Below are 18620 nucleotides of genomic sequence, written 5' to 3'. Positions count from 1 at the left end.
ATGAAAAAGAAACCGTTTATCAAACACATAATGAAACCGAATGCATGAAAGGGATTCTCATACGCAGGTTGTGAGCAGAATAAGGGCTGTCTTGCGACAGCCCCGTTTATTTATAGTAACTTTCATAACCGCGTGATTAGGTTTATATTCAAATTCAATTTTTGAATTCCATCACCTACACACAACCCCAGTATTTCATCCTGTAGCATATCCTGCGAATAATCCAGACAGGTAATTTTGGCGTTCTGCATCCGTCCGTATTTTTCGGTGGTAAACACAGCCGTTCCAACCGGAACGTCAAGCAGGCTGCCTTCAAAATTATCAGGCAGCATATTCAGCACCTGGCGGGCAATTCCAACATCATTGACACCGCTCCAAAAGAAACGGATATACAGCCTTGACCACCACTTTGACTGCGTTAATGTATCATCATAGATGTTCTTTGACGCTTTATAGGCCTTGTTTGATTTTTCCAAAGGATTCAAATGCTCACCCCGCTTTTTTCGCTTTAATAAAGCACAGCGGCTTCATTCCACCGTTAAGGATTATCTCCCGCCGCATCATGAAACCACATGCTTCTCTATAGTCGGATAGTTGTTTCCGCTCCAGCGATGATAGGTGCAGGAGCTTCGTTCCCGCCTATCAAATCTATTTTAGCGATAACCAAACTATCTACACCGCAAACGATACAAGAACGGCACAATAACCGGTTGACCGCACTATTGATTTTCAACCCTCCTTTGCACCGAAACCTTGTCTTGTTTCGTTTCCAGGCAATAAAGAAATAGGCATAAATCAGCGTGAAACCCTTGTAGATAAAGGATTCTTGCTGATTTATGCCTATTCTATCTCAATCATAGGACATGCACGATATAATCATTGATGATCACATTGACCAACCCTGCCCCGCTCTTGACTCTGGACTCCCTCTTCAGGGATTGGGCTTCGACGCCGGTCACTGCCCCGCCGGCCTGGATGATGTGCAGGAGCTTATCCTCCTTAGGCCCAACCTGGATCAGAGAGACCAGATACCCGGTCTTTTCAGCATCGATTTTGGCAATGGCGATGCCCCGGCCGGCCCGGCCCTGAGGCTTGTATTCCTCAAGGGAAGTTCGTTTAACATAACCCTGTTCAGTAACGGTGATCAGATCTCCGGTCTCCCCGTCTGCCCCGGGTTGAATCAGGAGGGCATCCACCACATAATCCCCTTCGTTCAAGGTCATTCCTTTAACCCCCCGGGATTTCCGGCCCATGGGGTTAACTTCAGCCTCGGCAAAGCGGATGGCCTGTCCCTGCAGGCTGGCTAGGAACAGCTCTCCTTCGCCTGCGCTGAGGAAGACCTTAACGATTTCATCCTGTTCCTTTAAGCCCATGGCCTCGGCAGTTCTGGCATTAAGGAAATCCTTGACCGGACTTCTCATGACCTGCCCGTCCTTGGTGACAAAGACAAAATACTGCCCTTCTTTCTCTTCTCTCAAGGAAACCATGGCCACGATGCGCTCCTCTTCAGGCAAGGGGAACAGGTTGTTGACGGCTCTGCCCTTCTCCTTGGCTCCCGCTTCAGCAACTAATTTGGCCTTGGCATCATAGTATTTGCCGCTGTGGGTGAAGAAATAGAGAGTATCCTTTGATGTGCAGGATACATGTTCCAAGAGTACATCTCCGTCCTTAAAGGCAAAAGCAATGGCATTGATCTGGCTTCTCCGGGTTGGGGTCGGAATCTGCTTGATGAAGCCCTTCCTGGTCAACAAGACTTCCATGGGTTTTTCCGGTTCTTCAAAGGCGCTGTAATCCACTTCATCTCCCACATCCTCGGGAAGAATCAGGGTGCGGCGCTCATCACCGTATTGATCAGCGATCTGTTTAAGCTCATTTTTGATGATGGTATAGACTTTGTTAATATCAGCCAAAATGCTCTCCAGTTCAGCGATCAGTTTCAGAATCTCTGCATATTCCTTGCGGATACCATCCAGCTCAAGATTGGTCAGATGCTGAAGCTTCATATCCAGGATGGCCTGAGCCTGAACTTCAGAGAACTCAAACCGGGTGATCAAGCCGGCCTTGGCCAGGGCCGGGGTTTTACTGGAACGGATGATCTGCAGGACTTCATCCAGATTATTGATAGCGATAACCAAGCCTTCCAGGATATGTGCCCGGGCTTTGGCTTTGGCCAGTTCATATTCTGTTCTGCGCAGGACGACTTCCCGGCGATGCTGAAGATAGGAGTGGTTAATCTCCTTTAATCCCAATACCCGGGGTGTTCCTTCTTCGCTGATCACCAGGTTGATGATGCCAAAGGTTTCCTGGAGCTGGGTATATTTATAGAGGAGCTTCAAGATCCGTTTGGGATCGGCATCCTTTTTGCACTCCACCACCAGGCGGATCCCTTCCCGATCCGATTCATCCCGTACTTCACTGATCCCTTCGATCTTGCCGTTTTCCGATTGCGCTTCGATCTTGGCGGCCAGGGTGGATTTGGAAACTTGAAAAGGAATCTCGGTAATCACGATCAGGCTTTTGCCGTTTTTCCCGGACTCGATGATGGCTTTGCCCCGCATCGTCACTTTGCCCCGGCCGCTCCGGTAAGCCTCGGTAAAGCCCTGGGAACCGATAATCAGTCCTCCGGTGGGAAAATCAGGTCCTTTCACCTTTTCCATCAACTGTTCTAAAGTGACATGAGGATTATCGATCTGGAGGATCAGGGCGGCTACCACCTCCCGCAGGTTATGGGGAGGGATATTGCTGGCCATGCCCACAGCGATTCCCGAGCCGCCGTTCACTAGGAGATTCGGGAAGGGGCTGGGCAGGACAATGGGCTCTTTTTCACGCTGATCATAATTAGGCTTGAAGGGAATGACGTCTTTCTCGATATCCTGGGTCATCAGTTGGGAGAGATGGGTCATGCGCATCTCCGTATAACGCATGGCCGCCGCCCCATCCCCGTCGATGGAGCCAAAATTCCCCTGCCCGTCAATCAAAGGATAGCGGGTAGCCCAAGGCTGGGCCATGCGCACCGCAGCATCATAGATGGAGGAATCCCCATGGGGGTGATATTTTCCCATGCAGTCCCCCACCAGGCGGGCGGATTTGCTGTAGGGTTTATCAGGAGTCATGCCCAATTCATCCATGGCGTAAATAATCCGCCGGTGCACCGGTTTGAGGCCGTCCCGGACATCGGGAACAGCCCGCTGCAGGATGACATGTTTGGAATAGCCTAAATAACTCTCCGGCAGCACCTCTTCCAAGGAGCGCTGGGTTATATTTTCTTCTGGAATACTCATTCTTTCACCTCAAGTTGAATTTGCATATCGAGTTGAATTTACATATCGTCTTCAGTAAAGACAATGTTTTCCATTAAGAACTCTCGGCGGGGGTCTACTTGTTCACCCATCAGGATCTTTAATTTCCGCTCCGCCTCCAGAGCATCATCAATGGTCACCTGGATCATGCGGCGGTTGACCGGATTTAAAGTGGTCTCCCAGAGCTGCTCCGGATTCATTTCCCCCAGCCCTTTGTACCGTTGGAGCTTGGCGCTTTTGCCCAATTCCTTTAAGGCATCCTTCAGCTCCCCCTCGTCATAGGCGTAGCGGACGACTTTGCCTTTTTCCTTCTCCACCTTATACAAAGGTGCCTGGGCGATATAGACTTTCCCGCCTAAAATAAGGGGTTTCATATAGCGGTAAAAGAAGGTCAGCAGCAGACAGCGAATATGAGCTCCGTCGATATCGGCATCGGTCATGATGCAGACCCGGGCATAGTTGGACTTATCCACCTCAAATTCTTTACCGATCCCGGCCCCGATGGCTGTGATCATGCTGCGGATCTCTTCATTTTCCAGAACTTTATCCATCTTGGCCCGATAGGTATTGATCACCTTGCCTCTTAAGGGCAGAATCGCCTGGAAGCGCCGATCCCTGCCGCTTTTGGCCGAACCTCCCGCACTGTCCCCCTCCACAAGAAAGAGCTCATTGCGGTTGCGATCTTTTTCACTGCAGGCGGCCAGTTTGCCGCTGAGCGCCTTGACTTCAGCGTCCCGGGCTTTCTTCTTCAACTCTTTGGCCCGTTTGGCCGCCAGACGCTCCAGGCAAGTGGTCAAAGCCCGGCTGATGGCATCCTTGGCCACGGCGGGATTCTGTTCAAAGAAGGTGCTGATGCCCTCGTTGGTCAGGGATTGGACAACGCCCTCCACCTCGGTATTGGAAAGCTTGGTTTTGGTTTGGCCTTCGAACTGGGGTTCCCGGACTTTTACGGAAAGAACACAGGTTAAACCGTCTTTAAGATCATCCCCAATCAGGCTTTCCTCCTTTTTGAAGATGTTGTTTTTCTTGCCATAGGCATTGAACACTTTGGTCAGAGCCGTGCGGAATCCCGACTCGTGGGTTCCCCCTTCATCGGTGGGGATGTTATTGACATAAGAGCGCAGATGTTCATCTTCCCCATCAGTGTATTGGATAGCACATTCAACGATGACCTCATCCTTTTCCCCTTTAAAGAAGATGGGTTTCTTATGTACGGGGTTGTAATCGGATTCTTTATTAAGGTGTTCCACAAAGCCGATGACACCGTTCTTGGACTGAAAGGTTTCACTGCGGGTCTCTTTGCGCTGGTCGGTTAAGACAATCGTCAGGCCGGGATTGAGAAAGGCAAGCTCCATCAGCCGGCTGCGCAGGGTATCAAACTTAAAGGAGGTGGTTTCTTTAAAAATCAAGGGGTCCGGCTTAAAGGTGACTTTCGTCCCGCTGCCCTTAATCCCCTTTTTAATCACTTTAAGATCGGATTTCAGCTTTCCTCCGTCTTCATATTCAAGGCGAAAGATCTTGCCCTCCCGGCTGACTTCCACGACTAAAAAAGTGGACAGAGCATTGACAACGCTGGCCCCGACGCCATGGAGGCCCCCGGAAGTTTTATAGGATTGCCCGTCAAACTTTCCTCCGGCATGGAGCTGTTCAAAGGCCAGCCGTACCGCCGGAATCTGCTTCACAGGATGAATGTCGATGGGAACTCCCCGGCCATTGTCCAGAACAGTCAGAGAGCCGTCAGGATTAAGGGTGACTTCGATGCGGGTGCAAAAGCCGGCCCCCGCTTCATCGATAGCGTTATCGATGATTTCCCAGGCACAATGGTGCAGCCCCTTGCTCCCTGTAGAACCAATATACATACCCGGACGTTTGCGCACGGCTTCCAAACCTTCCAAGACCTGAATCGACTCAGCATTATATTTTAAATCCATGGACAAAATACTTCCTCCCTTTCGTCACACCAGAAAATAAACAACTTCATTATACTATCATAAACGGCTGAGCAAATGAATATGGCAAGCTTTACTATTTTTCTCTCTTTCGCTAATCACTAAACATTTTCCTCTTCTCAACATAAAAAAATAGCCCGCGGTACTAGACTGGCGGGCTATTTTTCCTATTCAGAAAGCAATTGACATCAAACTTTTTTGGGCCGTTTCATAATTTCAATCAGTTTGGCGATTCCCCAGGCGATCACTGCATAGACAATCATCGCTACCAGGGTGGCCGGCTCCAAAACGGCCTGAGTCTCAACCCCCCGGGCGGAAGCGGTGCGGAAAATTCCCAGAAAAGGACTCATCAACAGATTGGTCAAAGAATAGATTGCTGAGACAAAGCCGCTGACCGGATTTGCTCCCAGCAGTTTAAAGATCAGGCGGAAAGCCAAGAGTACTTCAATCACGCCCAGAATGTAATAAACGACTCGCTGCCAGGATCGTATCTCTTCACTATGGTCCATATAGTTTCACTCTCCAATATTTAATCTCAATTAGTATGTGAGATCAGCGAACCCTTTTATGTATGGGAGTGGTCCTTTTTTCCTATTTTACATATTTCGCTCTAAACCAGGCAAATATTATGGTATAATCGACGTAAAAGCACATGAGAAAGGATGAAACGGTGAAAAAAGTAATTTTTACTCTAATTACTTCGCTTACCTTGGTGGTAAGTGCTTCTATAAGTGTGTGGGCCAGCCCCCTGGCTTACCCCATCGAGCGGTTGTCCGGCCAGGATCGGGTGGGCACCGCCTTGAGTATCTCGGAAAAGGGCTGGACCTCCGCCGATACGGTGATTCTCTGCGAGTATGCCGACTTCCCGGACTCTATCGCCTCCACTCCCTTTGCCGTAAGCCTCGATGCTCCTATCCTGCTGACTCAAGGCACGGCTTTGGATCCAAGAGTGGTGGAGGAGATTAAACGCCTCCAGCCCGGCCGGGTGGTTCTCCTGGGGGGGACCGGAGTGCTTAAACCCGCGATTGAAGAGGAGCTGGGGAAATTTGATTTCCCTATCGTTGTGGAACGGATCGGTGGTCAAAACCGTTACGAAACCTCTGTCCTCCTTGCCCAAAAGGTTCCCAATGATGTCGTCATTCTGGCCAATGGGGATACTTTCCCTGACGCCTTATCAGCGGCCAGCTTTGCCGGGATAAAACAAATTCCCATCGTTCTCACTTCGAAAAAGATGCCGGAATTCGTTCTGAACTATCTTAATGAAACCCAGCCCAGCCAGATTATTGTCATCGGCGGCGAGGGTGCCATCCCTTCGGAAGGCCTTACGGATCATGGTTTTGCCATAGAAACCCGTCTCGGTGGTCAGGACCGTTATGAGACCAACGCCGCCGTCGTTTCTTTTGTGCAGGATGCCTATGAAACCGATGATCTTTTCTTAGCATCAGGCATTACCTTCCCCGATGCGGTAGCGGGAACCGTTCTGGCCGCCAAATATAAAGCTCCCCTTTTGTTGACCGAAAAGGAAGATATTCCGACCTCCGTCTATACATACATGCGGGAACATATGAAAGTGGAGCCTCCCCGTCCAAGTCCGGGACCTTCAGGAACTCCGGGAACTCCGACGACCCGGCCCAAGCAGGCCGAAATCACTCCCGCCGGCGGATTGAACCTGCGTGAAAGTCCCTCCTCCTCCGGAGCAAAGCTGGCGACTATCCCTCAAGGGACACTCATCACCCTGCTTGAGGAACAAGCAGGGTGGTATAAGACCACCTTTGCTGACCAGACCGGTTGGGTTGCCGCCGAGTATTTAACCCTTGTCGATCCATCCGGCTCAGATAACCAGCCTGACAAGCCTGCTGAACCGAAAACGCGCCAGGGGGTTATTACGGCAGCCAATGGCTTGAACCTGAGGGATAATCCTTCCTCCAGCGGAGAAAAATTAGTGACGATCCCTAAAGATGCTACTATTCAGATTCTCGCTGAACAAAGCGGCTGGTACCAAACCACTTACGAGACCAAGACGGGCTGGATTTCCGCTGAATATGTCTCTTTAATCCCATCTGAGGCATCTGATCCTCCTCCCGCCGCTCCGCCTGCCCCCAAAAAAGGCAAAAGCACAGCTGCCAATGGCCTGAATCTTAGAGCCACCCCCGCCGCCGCCGGAGAAAAAATAACGACAGTTCCTGGGGGCACTCTTTTTGAAATAATTGAAGAGGAAAACGGCTGGTATAAAATAAGCTTTGACTCCCATACCGGCTGGGTATCCGGCGAATATGTGGAGATTGTGGAAAATACTGATGAAGATAAAGCAGATGATGCCAAGGCTGATGAACCTGCTGTCAACCCTAATCCTCCCAGTGAAGAGACTCTTCCCGAGATAACCATAGATTTGAGCGTCAATGGTACAGTCTATATCCTCGGGGGCTCCGGAGTGATTAGCTCAACGGCTCAGTCCATTATTGAAGGGAAAGCATTCTCTAAATACAAGGAAAATCTGCGGGATTTCCCGCCCCTGCCTGCGGAGATCAAGAAAGAGGAACCTCCGGAGGAAGAGGAGCCTGATGACCCGGAAGAGCCCGCTCCCCCTGTCGACACCGAATATGATCCTTCTCGGGAAGTTCCGGTGGACCCTTTTATCGATATTCCCGAGTACGCCTTAGCCGGAAAAGTGATTATGCTCGACCCTGGCCATGGTGGACCGGATCCCGGAGCTTCGGGGCCGTCCAAAACCCACGAGAAAGACAACACCTTACCCATCGCCCTTGCCTTAAAAGATATCCTGACTCAAGCGGGTGCGGAAGTTCTGATGACCCGTGAGGATGACAGTTCACCCTGCACGGCCTCCAAATATACAGAACTTGAGGATCTCAAGGCTCGTGTGGCTCTGGCCAATTCCTGCAATGCGGATCTTTTTATCAGTATCCATAATGATGCATTCACTAACCCTGCAGTCAATGGCACGACGGTTTTCTACTCAGCGGCTAACCCAAAGAATGTGGAAAGCTTGCATCTGGCCGGCAGTATCCGCACCTCGGTGATTGACATTATTAAAACCACAGACCGGGGGGTTAAACCAGGCAATCTTTACGTTTTAAACAATACTAAGATTCCGGCGATTCTCCTGGAAATTGCCTTTATATCCAATCCCTATGAAGAGGCCCGTCTGCAGAATCAAACCTTCCGCGAAAATGCGGCGGCCGGCATCTTCAGAGGAATCTATGCTTATTTCACGACCCCTATACCCAAGGATTAAATGAGGTAATCATCAGCCACCTATCAACTGAAAAGAAGCATGCTCAAGCCGGCATGCTTCTTTTTGTTTCCCTCAGTATAGTCGCAAACTACGCTTATTTTTCTTGCTATAAGCCCTTTTGGGTCTAACCTATAAGTCCTTTCTATAGATCCGATCAATCTTCAATTTTTAACTTTTAGTTCTATAATACTGCTTTATTCGCAAAAACAGCACAAGCCTACCTTAAAGCTGCTTCTCGGGTGGCTTGGCGTATTCCTCACCGGCTCCGTTACTTCCTCAGGTGCCTTGTTTGGTATGCTGCAGAAAGTTACCGCTACTCAGCTGGGCATGAACCCTGTTCTGACTGTAACAGCGAACTTGTTAGGGGGTTCCATGGGCAAACTTATCTCGCCGCAATCCATTGCCATTGCTTGTGCCGCCACAGGATTGATTGGCAAAGATGGACTGATGCCCCACAATCCCCAGCAGCGGCGGCTGATTGCTTTTCCACCATGGATTAGCGTAAAGAACTGCCCTTCCGGCTTAATTGCCCGGAAGGGCAGTTTCCCTCACTGGCCAAGATCTGCCCAATGCTCATAGGCCTCATAAAGCAGCTGGAGGCCGCTGGATTTATCCTGGGCTTCGATAGCTCCCCTTAAGCGGGCAATGCTTACAGTGAAGTCATTGATCTCGTTGCGCTCCGCACTGAACTGGACCCGCTTAACGACTTTATCCCAATCCCGGGCCAGACCATCCCAATGATTCAGGGCAGAATCCCAATTTTCTTTTTGAACTTCTTGAATCATCTCCTCGAGCTTGGCCGGCACCCCCTCTTCATTGCCCAAAGGATGTTTTAAAAAATTTCCGCTTTGCATGAGGAGCACAAAGAACACAATCGTAACAATTGGAATACTAATCACTAAGAATTTTCTCATGGTTTTCTCTCCTTAGTAAGGTCCTTTATAATCCCCTATATCCACAGGATTTTGCAGGCGATCCTTATAGAGATCAATGTAAAGGCTCCCGGCGGGATTAAGAGAGGCAAAAAACACCTCGGACACATCCTTTATCCCCTGCTTCTGCAACTCTTTTTGCAGCCACTTTTTGTCTTTTTTAAACTGTCTTAAATTTTGTTCCACAATCATGCCATCATAGATAAGTTCGGAGCTAATCCCCGAGGAGGACGCTTTAATGTTCATATCCTTAGGTGTTAAAGGCAGGTTCTCCGGCTTTTGCAGCACGGAGAGCTGACCATTGGGTTCGAGGATGGCAAAATCCACTTGACTGACATCGAAGATCCCTTTGTTGCGGAGCAAACCCATGAGCTCGGAGATACGATAGTTGTTTTTCCGCAAGGCGTCATCCATAATCTTACCGCTCATCACGACAATAACCGGTTCCCCTTCCAAAAATTTAGCGGCATAACGCCATTTGATCGTGATCTTTTCCATGACATAGCCCAGAGCGGCCCATGTGATCAAGGCCACCCAATGGGGCCAGGCCCTGCTGGATAGATCGGTGGCCAACGAGGCGGCCATGGAGCCAATGGTAATCCCCAGCACATAATCAAAGAAGGTCAATTGACTGATTTGGGATTTGCCGATAATTCTTGCGAAAATAAGCAGCGAGAAAAAACCGATCAGGGAACGGACAATAACGACTAAACCTTCACTCATTTCTTCACCCTCGTCTAAGATCATTAGTTACCCTTATTATCCATCATTAGGACTGTTTTATCCCCTGATTCTTGATCCCCTTAAAGAAAAAAACGTCCTTCCCCCCACGTTCAGGTGAGTGAAAGAACGATTTTTGCCGGATGGCAGCCTATCTATTTATTTAGGTAAAAGCCTGTGCCCGTAATCAGAAAATATGACTTAGGGGCATGATGATAATGCCGGCAAAGGTTGCGAATAAGGCCAAACGGGGATGGCCATATTGCCGGGAAGATGGGATCAGCTCTTCAATGGCAATATAAATCATAATTCCGGCCACGATAGCAAAAATTGCCCCCAGGTTAAAGCTGTTGATAAAGGGCCGCAGCACCAAAAAAGCCAGCAAAGCACCGAAAGGCTCCGCCATTCCCGACAGAAAGGTGTATTTAAAGGCATCTTTCTTTTTCCCTGTAGCATAATATAGGGGCATAGCCACCGTGATTCCTTCAGGTATATTATGCATACTGATAGCGACGGCTATGGAGATGCCCATGGTTAAGTCTTCATAACCGGCGCTGAAGGTAGCTATTCCCTCGGGGAAATTATGAAACATAATCGCCAGCATGGAAACAAAACCTACCCGGTATAAATTCTGGTGAGGCTTATCCTTTTCATTAGGGCTGGGCTCTTCGTGGGGGACAAAGTGGTCGATGCCCAAAGCAAAGAGAATTCCGCCTAATAAGAAGACTACGGAAAGCAGCAGGCCCATTTTATGCCCCATGTATGAAATCAAGGACGCCTGGCTCTGAGTCCATAAATCCAAAAAAGAGACGGAAAGCATCACCCCGGCGGCAAAGCCCAGAGAAGCCGATAGGATCTTTTCGTTTTTTGATTTAGTGACAAAGATAATTAAAGCCCCTAATAAGGTAGCCATCCCGGCGATGAAGGATAGTAAAAGTGCAATCAAGGCGCGTTCGTCAAACATTGTTATTCTCCTATACTATTGACACTAAAATTTTCTCAATTCCTCCTCATTATAAAGATTATTATATCATCAGTATTCAAAACTTTCTACGACTAAACCTGGGTAGCCGGATTATAGAAAAAAGCTGCCCTTCCATGGTTCATACTCCATAAAGGACAGCCAGCCTTATAGTTACTCTGATAATAACCGTTTCTCCCCGGTAATGTCTTGAATCTCCTTGATATCCTGGGAAATTTCCATGATTCCCAGATATTCACCCTCGGCATTGCGCACGGCATAGTAGCGAATCAGGACATATTTGTCTCCCATTTTGATCCAGAAGTCTTCATGATCCTTCTTACCGGACTGAAGCTCTTCCACCACTTTTTCCACCACATGGACGCTGGCGGGGGGATGGCAGTTTTCTACCCTGCGTCCCAGGACGGTTTTAGCACGGGCGAAAATTCTCTCTTTGCCTTGGGTGAAGTATTTTACCGTGCCGTCCCGGCCAACGAAGGTTATATCCAGGGGCAGAGTGTTCATAATGGCATTGATCTCCTCCGGAAGCAATTTTCCGGCGTCAAACTCCACATAGCCATCCTGAGTGTTCCGATCATTTTGTTTATCATCATTCCCCTGGCCCTGGGCACTTTTGGGTTTCCACACTTTCTGCGGCTCGTCGATCAGGCAATAGCCAATCTCACTGCTGGCCTCGGCGATGAAAACCCATTCATCCTCGGAGAAGGTATCCAATACCATGGGGAAAAGAATGTTTTCCTCTTTAAAGATCATCTCAGGAACCCGGGTTACGGCTTCTTTAGCCTTGGCGAGAATTTCCTCTTGACGGGGGGGTTCAGTGCTCAAGAGTTTACGGGTCTCTTTGATGACGGCCCGGATCTCATCATCCACTCCCCACATGACTTTAGGAGGCGCTGTGATTCCGTGTTGCTCCATGATGGGGAAAAGCAGATTTTCCTTGCGGCTATAATGTTTGTCGATTTCCCACAAGCTCCGGAAAGCTGTGATCAATGTTGCCAAGGCATCGCTGTCGCCGCTGGCCTCATACCGTTCTAATCCGGGGGTAATGACGTTTTTCAGCAAAGCCTCCAAAGCCTGATTTTCCAGTTGGAAGGTATGGACCGGATGTCCGTTTTGCTCCTCCCCCTGATCTGGGGTATGAATCTGCTGGACAGAGGTCCCCAGCACGGCGGCGTGGACATCGCAGAGACGCTGGATTTCCTCCACCGGCATTCCCTCCTGAATGAGGGCTTGTTCCATCTGGGAGATTTCTGTAGCGGCAAGGCCTTCAACCAGCTTGCCAAAGCGCTCCTTTACTTCTTCCACGGGCTGACCGTTGTGCAATTCCCTAATGAGTTCTTTTAAGACCTTTTGGCGGTGTTCCCGATTATTGATTAATTCACTCATACGCTCACTCCTATTCAATAATTTCATAGCCTTTTTGGGCAAAAGTTTCTTTTATATGGGCCAAGCTGATCTTTTTCATGGCCGCTCCCTTAGGTATGGTCATAAAACGTCCGGCCGTATTAAGCATGCCTGGATTGGTGATTTCCTTAAAGCCTAATTCTTTCATAATCGTCACCGCTTCCGGGTCTGCGGAGCATATCTCATAAACAGTTTTCGATAAATCAATGGTTTTCATAGCATCACCCTCCTCCAAGACCATCATAAGGTGTTGTCCGGATTCGATCTGTGATTTCACTCATACATTTTAGGTATTTTCTGCATATTCTCAAAAACATCCCGAAAATAACACCCATCAGATCCTGGTTTTATCCCTATGCATAAACCGCCATAGGAAATAATAACCGGCTGCCGTGAGCAAGGCGGTCAATGAGCCGCTGAACAGATCGGACATGGTGTCCTCCAGGCCCCCTTTGACCATTTTTACCGGCAAGACGATATCTCCCATATATTCGAACAGCTCCCAGGCGGCACTGCAAGCCATGGCAAAGCATAGTGAAAGCAGGGCTAAAAACAAAGTAAACCTTGCCTTGGACAGCTGGCCTTGTTTTTTTAGATTGGATTGCAGCATATACAAAGCGAAGAGTACGGCGAGAACACCAAACAGGCCATGCAGAAAGATATCCCACCACCAGAAGGTTTGATAAAACTTCCTGATCTCCCCCAGATACTGAGCGAGAAAAATAAAAACAACTCCAGCCATAACAAATCCTGGAGGGAGCTTTAGATGCACCCGGTTGGCGAGATAATGGAGCAACCAGGGTACTAGAATTGTGGCCATGGCCAAAGCGGACAGCCCCAGATCCGGCCATTGTTTTTGCCATAAGGCCGTTAGGCCATGGACGAGGAGGATAATTTCGAAAATCAGCGCAATCCCCACCGTAAATTTACCAGCCTTATTCAACCTGCTCCTCCTTTTCTGTAGCCCCATTTCCAGCTAACATGTAAATTCACTACTAGCTTTCCCCTATCCAAGCTTATAATTCCCACACTTTTCTTTTACAATCTGCTTGATAACGGATACAATAGGAGTTGTACAATGAGAGTCAATAACTGAATGTCAATGCAAAAGGAAGGTAATTTATGACGATAGAGAACGAAAATATTACTCGATTGACTTTGGCTGGCAAGGAAATCATCTTAATCGGTACTGCCCACGTATCCAAGCAAAGCGCCGAGTTGGTCAAAGAAGTCATTGAAGCGGAAAGACCCGATTCCGTCTGTATCGAGCTGGATGAGCAGCGCTACAAGTCCATTGTCGAAGGAGATAAATGGAAAGAAACCGATATCTTTAAAATCATTAAGGAAAAGAAAGCCACTCTGCTTTTGATGAACCTGGCTTTATCCTCCTTCCAGAAGCGTTTAGCCAAGGAATTTGGCACCAATGCCGGACAGGAAATGCTGCAGGGAATTGAATCCGCCCAGGAAGTAGGAGCCGAATTGGTCCTTGCTGATCGCAATATTCAAATCACCTTCTCCCGCATCTGGCATAATGTAGGCTTCTGGGGCAAATGCAAACTCCTTATGGAAATTATCTTCAGTATCTTTGATGATGAAGCCATCTCCGAAGAAGAGTTGGAAAAATTAAAATCCCAGGATATGCTCAATGGTATTCTTAAGGATTTCACCGAGAGCTTTCCTAAGCTTAAAACCCCTTTGATCGATGAGCGGGATCAATATTTGTCCCAAAAGATCAAGGAAGCTCCTGGGGAAAAAATCGTCGCTGTATTAGGTGCGGCCCATGTGCCGGGCATCACTGAAGAGATCCACAAAGAACATGATTTGCAGGCTTTAACTGAACTTCCGCCCAAATCGATTGTCCCTAAAATTCTCGGTTGGTCCATACCGGCCCTGATTATTGCCCTCATTGCTTATACTTTTTACGCCAACCCTGACGCCGGAGTTCAGCAGACCTTGAGCTGGATTCTCTGGACGGGCACTCTCTCGGCCCTGGGCACCGCTCTGGCCTTTGGTCATCCTCTGGCTATCTTAACGGCCTTTCTGGCGGCCCCCATCGCCGCCCTGCATCCTTTAATCGCCGCCGGCTGGTTTGCCGGCTTGGTGCAAGCCTATTTCAAACGCCCTAATGTCAGGGATTTTGAGAACCTTTCCGAGGATATTCTCAGCCTTAAAGGCTTTTGGAATAATCAAGTGACCAGGATCCTGCTCACCATCGTCTTTGCCAATATCGGCAGCGCTACGGGAGCCTTTATCGGCGGCGCGGATATTGCCCGTTTGTTCTTCCAGAATTTATAAGAAATATCTGGCCGGTCCGTTTCCTTGTTATAAAAGAAGCGCCCTTTTCGCACCATAACAGTGGAGAAAGGCGCTTTTCTTTATGCCGCTAACTATCTGGAATACGTATATTAACACCCTTCATGCCGGGAATAAGAGCGTATGGTAAGGGAAAAGAAGAGTACACTTTCTATTCCTGAGGCTACGGGTATAATATAGGGGGTCCATATACCGAAGGAGCCAAGCGACAAAAAATTAAAGTCAGTCAACTCAAAGAAAAAGCTGTTTCTAAGTCCCACTCCCCCTGAAGGCAGGCATAACCTGAGCCAATTTTCAAAAGCGGCGCCGCTTCCGGCAAAAGACAGAATCGTGGGCAACAAGCAGCCGCCGATGGCCAGACCTAAGACTGTAATGGGGTTTTTGAATAGGCTGGAAAGAAAGAGCGTAAAGCAGACCGTCGCCAGGAAAGAAAGCAGGCCGGAAAAAACAACCAGCATATTGGCTTCCCCTACGGTAAGCGGAACAAAGGAAATTGCAGAAAAGGCCAGTTGCAGCGTTGTTTTTAAACTTTCCCAACCGAATGCAGCGTGTGAAATCAAGATAAACGCAGTTATGCAAACCGCAAAAATCGCGGTGGTAAGCAAAATGGCGGAGGATAGCTTTACAACCGCCAAACGCCTCCTGCCATGCCTTGTGCAACGCAAAATGTCATCCGCGCCGCTTTGATAATCAGCAGAAAAGATAGGCGCGGCAATGACGGTGCATAGCATAACCAGCAGGAAAATGCACATGGTAAGATACTCCGACGTATCGCTGTCCCCAACGCCATATATATAATAGAATGGAGCTTTAACTTTCTCATTAATGGCAAGAGCCTGACGGGCAGCATCGGGGGAATCTTTATATTCCTGTGATAAGTAGTCGGAAAGACGTTCCGTCCGTTGCTCATAAAAATTAGCCGCTTCTTCCGGTGAAATCTCATACAGCGGTACAGGGATGCCGGTGGAGCTATCCACATAGACCTCACGGACTCCGTTCAATATTGGATTGATGGGCGCTATTTTTTGATAGTATATATCTTTCGGTATATCCTCTATCTTTGCCCCATAGGTTTCGTATACCGCATGGTAGGTTGCAAAGGCGGTTCGTATTTTTTCCGGCGTAAGCTCTCCCTCAATCGGTTTCAGCATTTCCTGGTTAGCCTGTATCGCATCCCTGCCGGTCAGGCTTACTTCCCTGCCGTTTTCATCAAGGTTCCAATGGCGGGCAAAGGAGATAACCAAAAGGGCCATTACAACCGACAGCAGCAGCGCCCCCGCCGCCAGTATCCATGTCGAACGGGTTTTTGCCACCCGTTTCAGTTCCAAAGCCATCATGCGGTTCATACCGCATCCTCCTTTACGGCTTCCTCACCACGGAACAGCCAAAGATATAAATCCTCAAGGCGTGGCGCGGCGGTCTGTGAGTCCGGCAAACCCGGACTTTCCGAAACATACCGTACCGATACGCGCCCGCTTTCTTCATTGCGGACGGTCACAACCCGGACGGTACGCTCGTAATGATGAAGCTGTTCCGCTGGAAGCGTGCTTTGCCATACCTTGCCGTCCATCGTTTTCACAAGCTCGTCTGTGGTGCCGGCCGCAATAATGTGCCCGTCCTTCATAATGGCGTTGCGGTTGGCGATATACTCAACATCAGACACGATATGAGTAGAAATCAAGACAATACGCTGTTGGGCAAACTCCGATAAAATATTGCGGAAGCGTATGCGCTCGCCGGGGTCAAGGCCGCTTGTCGGTTCGTCCAGAATCAAAATATCCGGGTCGTTCAAAAGCGCCTGGGCAATCCCCACTCTGCGTTGCATCCCGCCCGACAGTTTGCGTATGTGTTTGTTCCGAACATCCGCAAGGGTTAGCCTGTGCAGCAGCTCGTCTATTTTTTGATTGGTTTTCTTTTGGGGCAGCCCTTTCAGCGCAGCCATATAGTGCAGATAGTCCGCTACCGTAAATTCCGGGTAAAAGCCAAAGGTCTGTGGCAGATAGCCAAAGACATCCCGGTAGGCTTCGCCCAACGTTTTTATTGCGATGCCGTCGTACTGGACTTTGCCGGAGGTAGGCGTTAAAATTCCGGCCACCATCCGCATCAAGGTTGTTTTACCCGCGCCGTTGGCACCGAGAAGCCCCCATACTCCGGGGGTAAGGGTCAGGTTTATATTGTTTACGGCGGTTTTATCCTTATACCGTTTGGTAAGTCCTTGTATCGTAAGCTCCATGTATATACTCCTTTTCCTGTTTTATATCCCTTTCAGGGACAGGTCGAAGGATGCCGCCTTATCCAGCAGACGGTGAATCCCTATTATGAGCAGCACAGCGCATAACGCGCATAACGTTCCCCAAACGGGGGCGGATGCCTGTTCATAAACAACCGGGGCAGTTTTATACAACCCAAACAGCAGCACGGTTAAGGAGAAGCAAAAGGCCGTGCAGGCAAAGCCTTGCTGTCCGTTATGCGCGTAAGATTGAATAAACAAGCAACCGCAACAGGCTATCAAATAGGGAAGCAATAGGTATAGGGCAATGCTTCCTGTGCCAAGTTCCGCTTTTGCATTGGCAAGAAGAAAGGAAACTGTAAGCAATAGCACATTGCCAATACCGATAATGAAAATTCGGGTCAACAATAGTCTGGGAATAGAAATCCGGGTTGCCATCTCTGTTTCAAGCATTCTATACCGCGCCGAACGTCCCATAAAAGGGATGCCGGTCATAGCGATAGAGATCGCAAAACAGCCGAGCAATACTGGCATATGGCGTGGAGCAAAATTAGAAACAGCTCCTATATCCGCAAGGCCAAACAACCAGAAAGCACACAGCAGCAGAAAGCTCTGCAACAGCCAAACGGTCGCGCCGACAAACCGCACCTGCCTTAACAGAAAAGCCGGATACCGGATGCCTTCCCGCTGTCTGCGGCTTTGGCAGGCCATACGGGCCTGCTCCATAGTTTGGTTCAAATGTTCCTCCGATATTTGCAAGGAAGGCTGGTCTTTCAGCGCGGCCTGCAATTTTGAACGAACTTTTCTATTCAACTCTCTTCCCTCCCAATGAAGTCTTTTTCTAACCGCTTGAGTGCGCTGCGCAAACGGGATTGTACCGTGCGCATGGGTACACCGATTACTTCTGCGATTTCCCGGACTTTCAGCTCATGTGCAAAGCGTAAGAGGACAACTTCCCGTTGTTCGTCAGGCAAGCCGCGCAGCAGCCACACCAAATTTGCATCTGATTCTACCCGCTCCAACTGATGGTCGTATTCCGGCCAATCACCGAGCAACTGTTCTGAAACTTTTTTGCGGCTGTAATCAATACACACATTGGCGGCAATCTTGTAAAGGTACGCCCTGAATTTGCCCCGATGAATATAAGCGTCAAGGTGCCTGATAGCTTTCAAAAAAGTATCCTGGGTGGCATCCTCCGCTGTCGGTCGGTTCGGTGTATGCCATAAGCAATAGCGCAGAATATCCGGATAATAAAAGACCACAAGTTTATCCAGACTGGCTTCGTCACCATTTCTAATTTTTTTCAGTAATGCATCTTCATCTATCAAGGCTAATCCTCCGGAAGTTTTCCTCATAATATAGAACGTTCTATGCTATCTAAAATGATTTAGAAATGAAGTTTCTTTAGAAAATACCATTTAAACATAAGGATGAAACTCTTATAGTTTATAACGTTTAACCACACCCAAAATGATTAAAATAAATTCAATCATTTTGGGTGTGGTTAAACGTTATAGTTATTATGCGGCGAGAATTCT

At 48.7% G+C, this 18620-nt stretch carries 16 protein-coding genes and 1 pseudogene; 3 read left to right on the top strand and 14 right to left on the bottom strand.

Annotated elements, in window-relative coordinates:
• Positions 1–122: 122 nt before the first annotated feature.
• The 4 genes from DHAF_RS13435 to DHAF_RS13420 form a co-directional block, all read right to left on the bottom strand.
• Positions 123–485, bottom strand: coding sequence for a hypothetical protein (locus tag DHAF_RS13435; protein ID WP_018211767.1), 363 nt, complete (start codon positions 483–485; stop codon positions 123–125).
• Between the two features lie 369 nt (positions 486–854).
• The gene (gyrA, locus tag DHAF_RS13430) at positions 855–3281 is read right to left on the bottom strand and encodes a DNA gyrase subunit A (protein ID WP_015944157.1); all 2427 of its coding nucleotides are present in this window, start codon (positions 3279–3281) and stop codon (positions 855–857) included.
• A 38-nt stretch (positions 3282–3319) separates the two neighbouring features.
• Positions 3320–5236, bottom strand: coding sequence for a DNA gyrase/topoisomerase IV subunit B (locus DHAF_RS13425; protein ID WP_015944156.1), 1917 nt, complete (start codon positions 5234–5236; stop codon positions 3320–3322).
• Positions 5237–5436: 200 nt separating this feature from the next.
• Positions 5437–5757, bottom strand: a complete 321-nt coding sequence (locus DHAF_RS13420; RefSeq protein ID WP_005811508.1) for a YggT family protein — start codon at positions 5755–5757, stop codon at positions 5437–5439.
• Positions 5758–5918: 161 nt separating this feature from the next.
• Here DHAF_RS13420 and DHAF_RS13415 point away from each other — a divergent pair, with 161 nt between their 5' ends.
• Together DHAF_RS13415 and DHAF_RS26085 are read left to right on the top strand one after the other, a co-directional pair.
• Positions 5919–8501 (top strand): cell wall-binding repeat-containing protein, encoded by a 2583-nt coding sequence (locus tag DHAF_RS13415; RefSeq protein ID WP_015944155.1) that lies wholly within the window; start codon positions 5919–5921, stop codon positions 8499–8501.
• A 231-nt stretch (positions 8502–8732) separates the two neighbouring features.
• Positions 8733–8942: pseudogene (locus tag DHAF_RS26085) on the top strand (L-lactate permease); the annotation flags it as partial.
• A gap of 107 nt (positions 8943–9049) precedes the next feature.
• Here the strand turns inward: DHAF_RS26085 and DHAF_RS13410 are convergent.
• From DHAF_RS13410 to DHAF_RS13385, 6 genes are all read right to left on the bottom strand, one after another.
• Positions 9050–9415, bottom strand: coding sequence for a DUF4363 family protein (locus DHAF_RS13410; RefSeq protein ID WP_005811503.1), 366 nt, complete (start codon positions 9413–9415; stop codon positions 9050–9052).
• A 12-nt stretch (positions 9416–9427) separates the two neighbouring features.
• Positions 9428–10156, bottom strand: a complete 729-nt coding sequence (locus tag DHAF_RS13405; RefSeq protein ID WP_011459753.1) for a DUF421 domain-containing protein — start codon at positions 10154–10156, stop codon at positions 9428–9430.
• A 184-nt stretch (positions 10157–10340) separates the two neighbouring features.
• On the bottom strand, positions 10341–11117 hold the full coding sequence (gene zupT, locus DHAF_RS13400; protein ID WP_005811500.1) for a zinc transporter ZupT: 777 nt from the start codon (positions 11115–11117) through the stop codon (positions 10341–10343).
• A 171-nt stretch (positions 11118–11288) separates the two neighbouring features.
• A complete protein-coding gene (locus DHAF_RS13395) occupies positions 11289–12521 on the bottom strand; it encodes a DUF438 domain-containing protein (RefSeq protein WP_015944154.1) in 1233 nt (410 codons plus the stop codon).
• 10 nt (positions 12522–12531) lie between these two features.
• Complete coding sequence (locus tag DHAF_RS13390; RefSeq protein ID WP_015944153.1) at positions 12532–12756, bottom strand: DUF1858 domain-containing protein; 225 nt, start codon at positions 12754–12756, stop codon at positions 12532–12534.
• Positions 12757–12873: 117 nt separating this feature from the next.
• Entirely contained in the window at positions 12874–13509 is a 636-nt protein-coding gene (locus DHAF_RS13385; protein ID WP_011459751.1) for a DUF2238 domain-containing protein, read from the bottom strand.
• A gap of 152 nt (positions 13510–13661) precedes the next feature.
• On the opposite strand from DHAF_RS13385, the gene DHAF_RS13380 reads away from it, so the two are divergent.
• The gene (locus DHAF_RS13380) at positions 13662–14834 is read left to right on the top strand and encodes a TraB/GumN family protein (RefSeq protein ID WP_015944151.1); all 1173 of its coding nucleotides are present in this window, start codon (positions 13662–13664) and stop codon (positions 14832–14834) included.
• Between the two features lie 110 nt (positions 14835–14944).
• On the opposite strand, the gene DHAF_RS13375 is transcribed toward DHAF_RS13380, so the two are convergent.
• The 4 genes from DHAF_RS13375 to DHAF_RS13360 are packed head-to-tail and all read right to left on the bottom strand — an operon-like array spanning position 14945 to position 18437.
• Positions 14945–16198 (bottom strand): ABC transporter permease subunit, encoded by a 1254-nt coding sequence (locus DHAF_RS13375; protein WP_015944150.1) that lies wholly within the window; start codon positions 16196–16198, stop codon positions 14945–14947.
• Positions 16195–17085: an ABC transporter ATP-binding protein gene (locus tag DHAF_RS13370; protein WP_011459749.1), complete on the bottom strand. Its 891-nt coding sequence runs from the start codon at positions 17083–17085 to the stop codon at positions 16195–16197. The genes DHAF_RS13375 and DHAF_RS13370 overlap by 4 nt, the downstream gene beginning before the upstream one ends.
• Positions 17086–17106: 21 nt before the next feature.
• Positions 17107–17895 carry a hypothetical protein gene (locus DHAF_RS13365; protein WP_011459748.1) on the bottom strand — a complete coding sequence of 263 codons (789 nt, stop codon included), beginning with the start codon at positions 17893–17895 and terminating at the stop codon, positions 17107–17109.
• Entirely contained in the window at positions 17892–18437 is a 546-nt protein-coding gene (locus tag DHAF_RS13360) for an RNA polymerase sigma factor (RefSeq protein WP_011459747.1), read from the bottom strand. Before DHAF_RS13360 ends, DHAF_RS13365 begins: the two co-directional genes overlap by 4 nt.
• Positions 18438–18620 lie beyond the last annotated feature (183 nt).

The organism is Desulfitobacterium hafniense DCB-2 (assembly GCF_000021925.1).
In the GTDB taxonomy this organism is placed as follows: Bacteria; Bacillota; Desulfitobacteriia; order Desulfitobacteriales; family Desulfitobacteriaceae; genus Desulfitobacterium; species Desulfitobacterium hafniense.
This window is presented reverse-complemented; position numbering and strand designations above follow the sequence as displayed.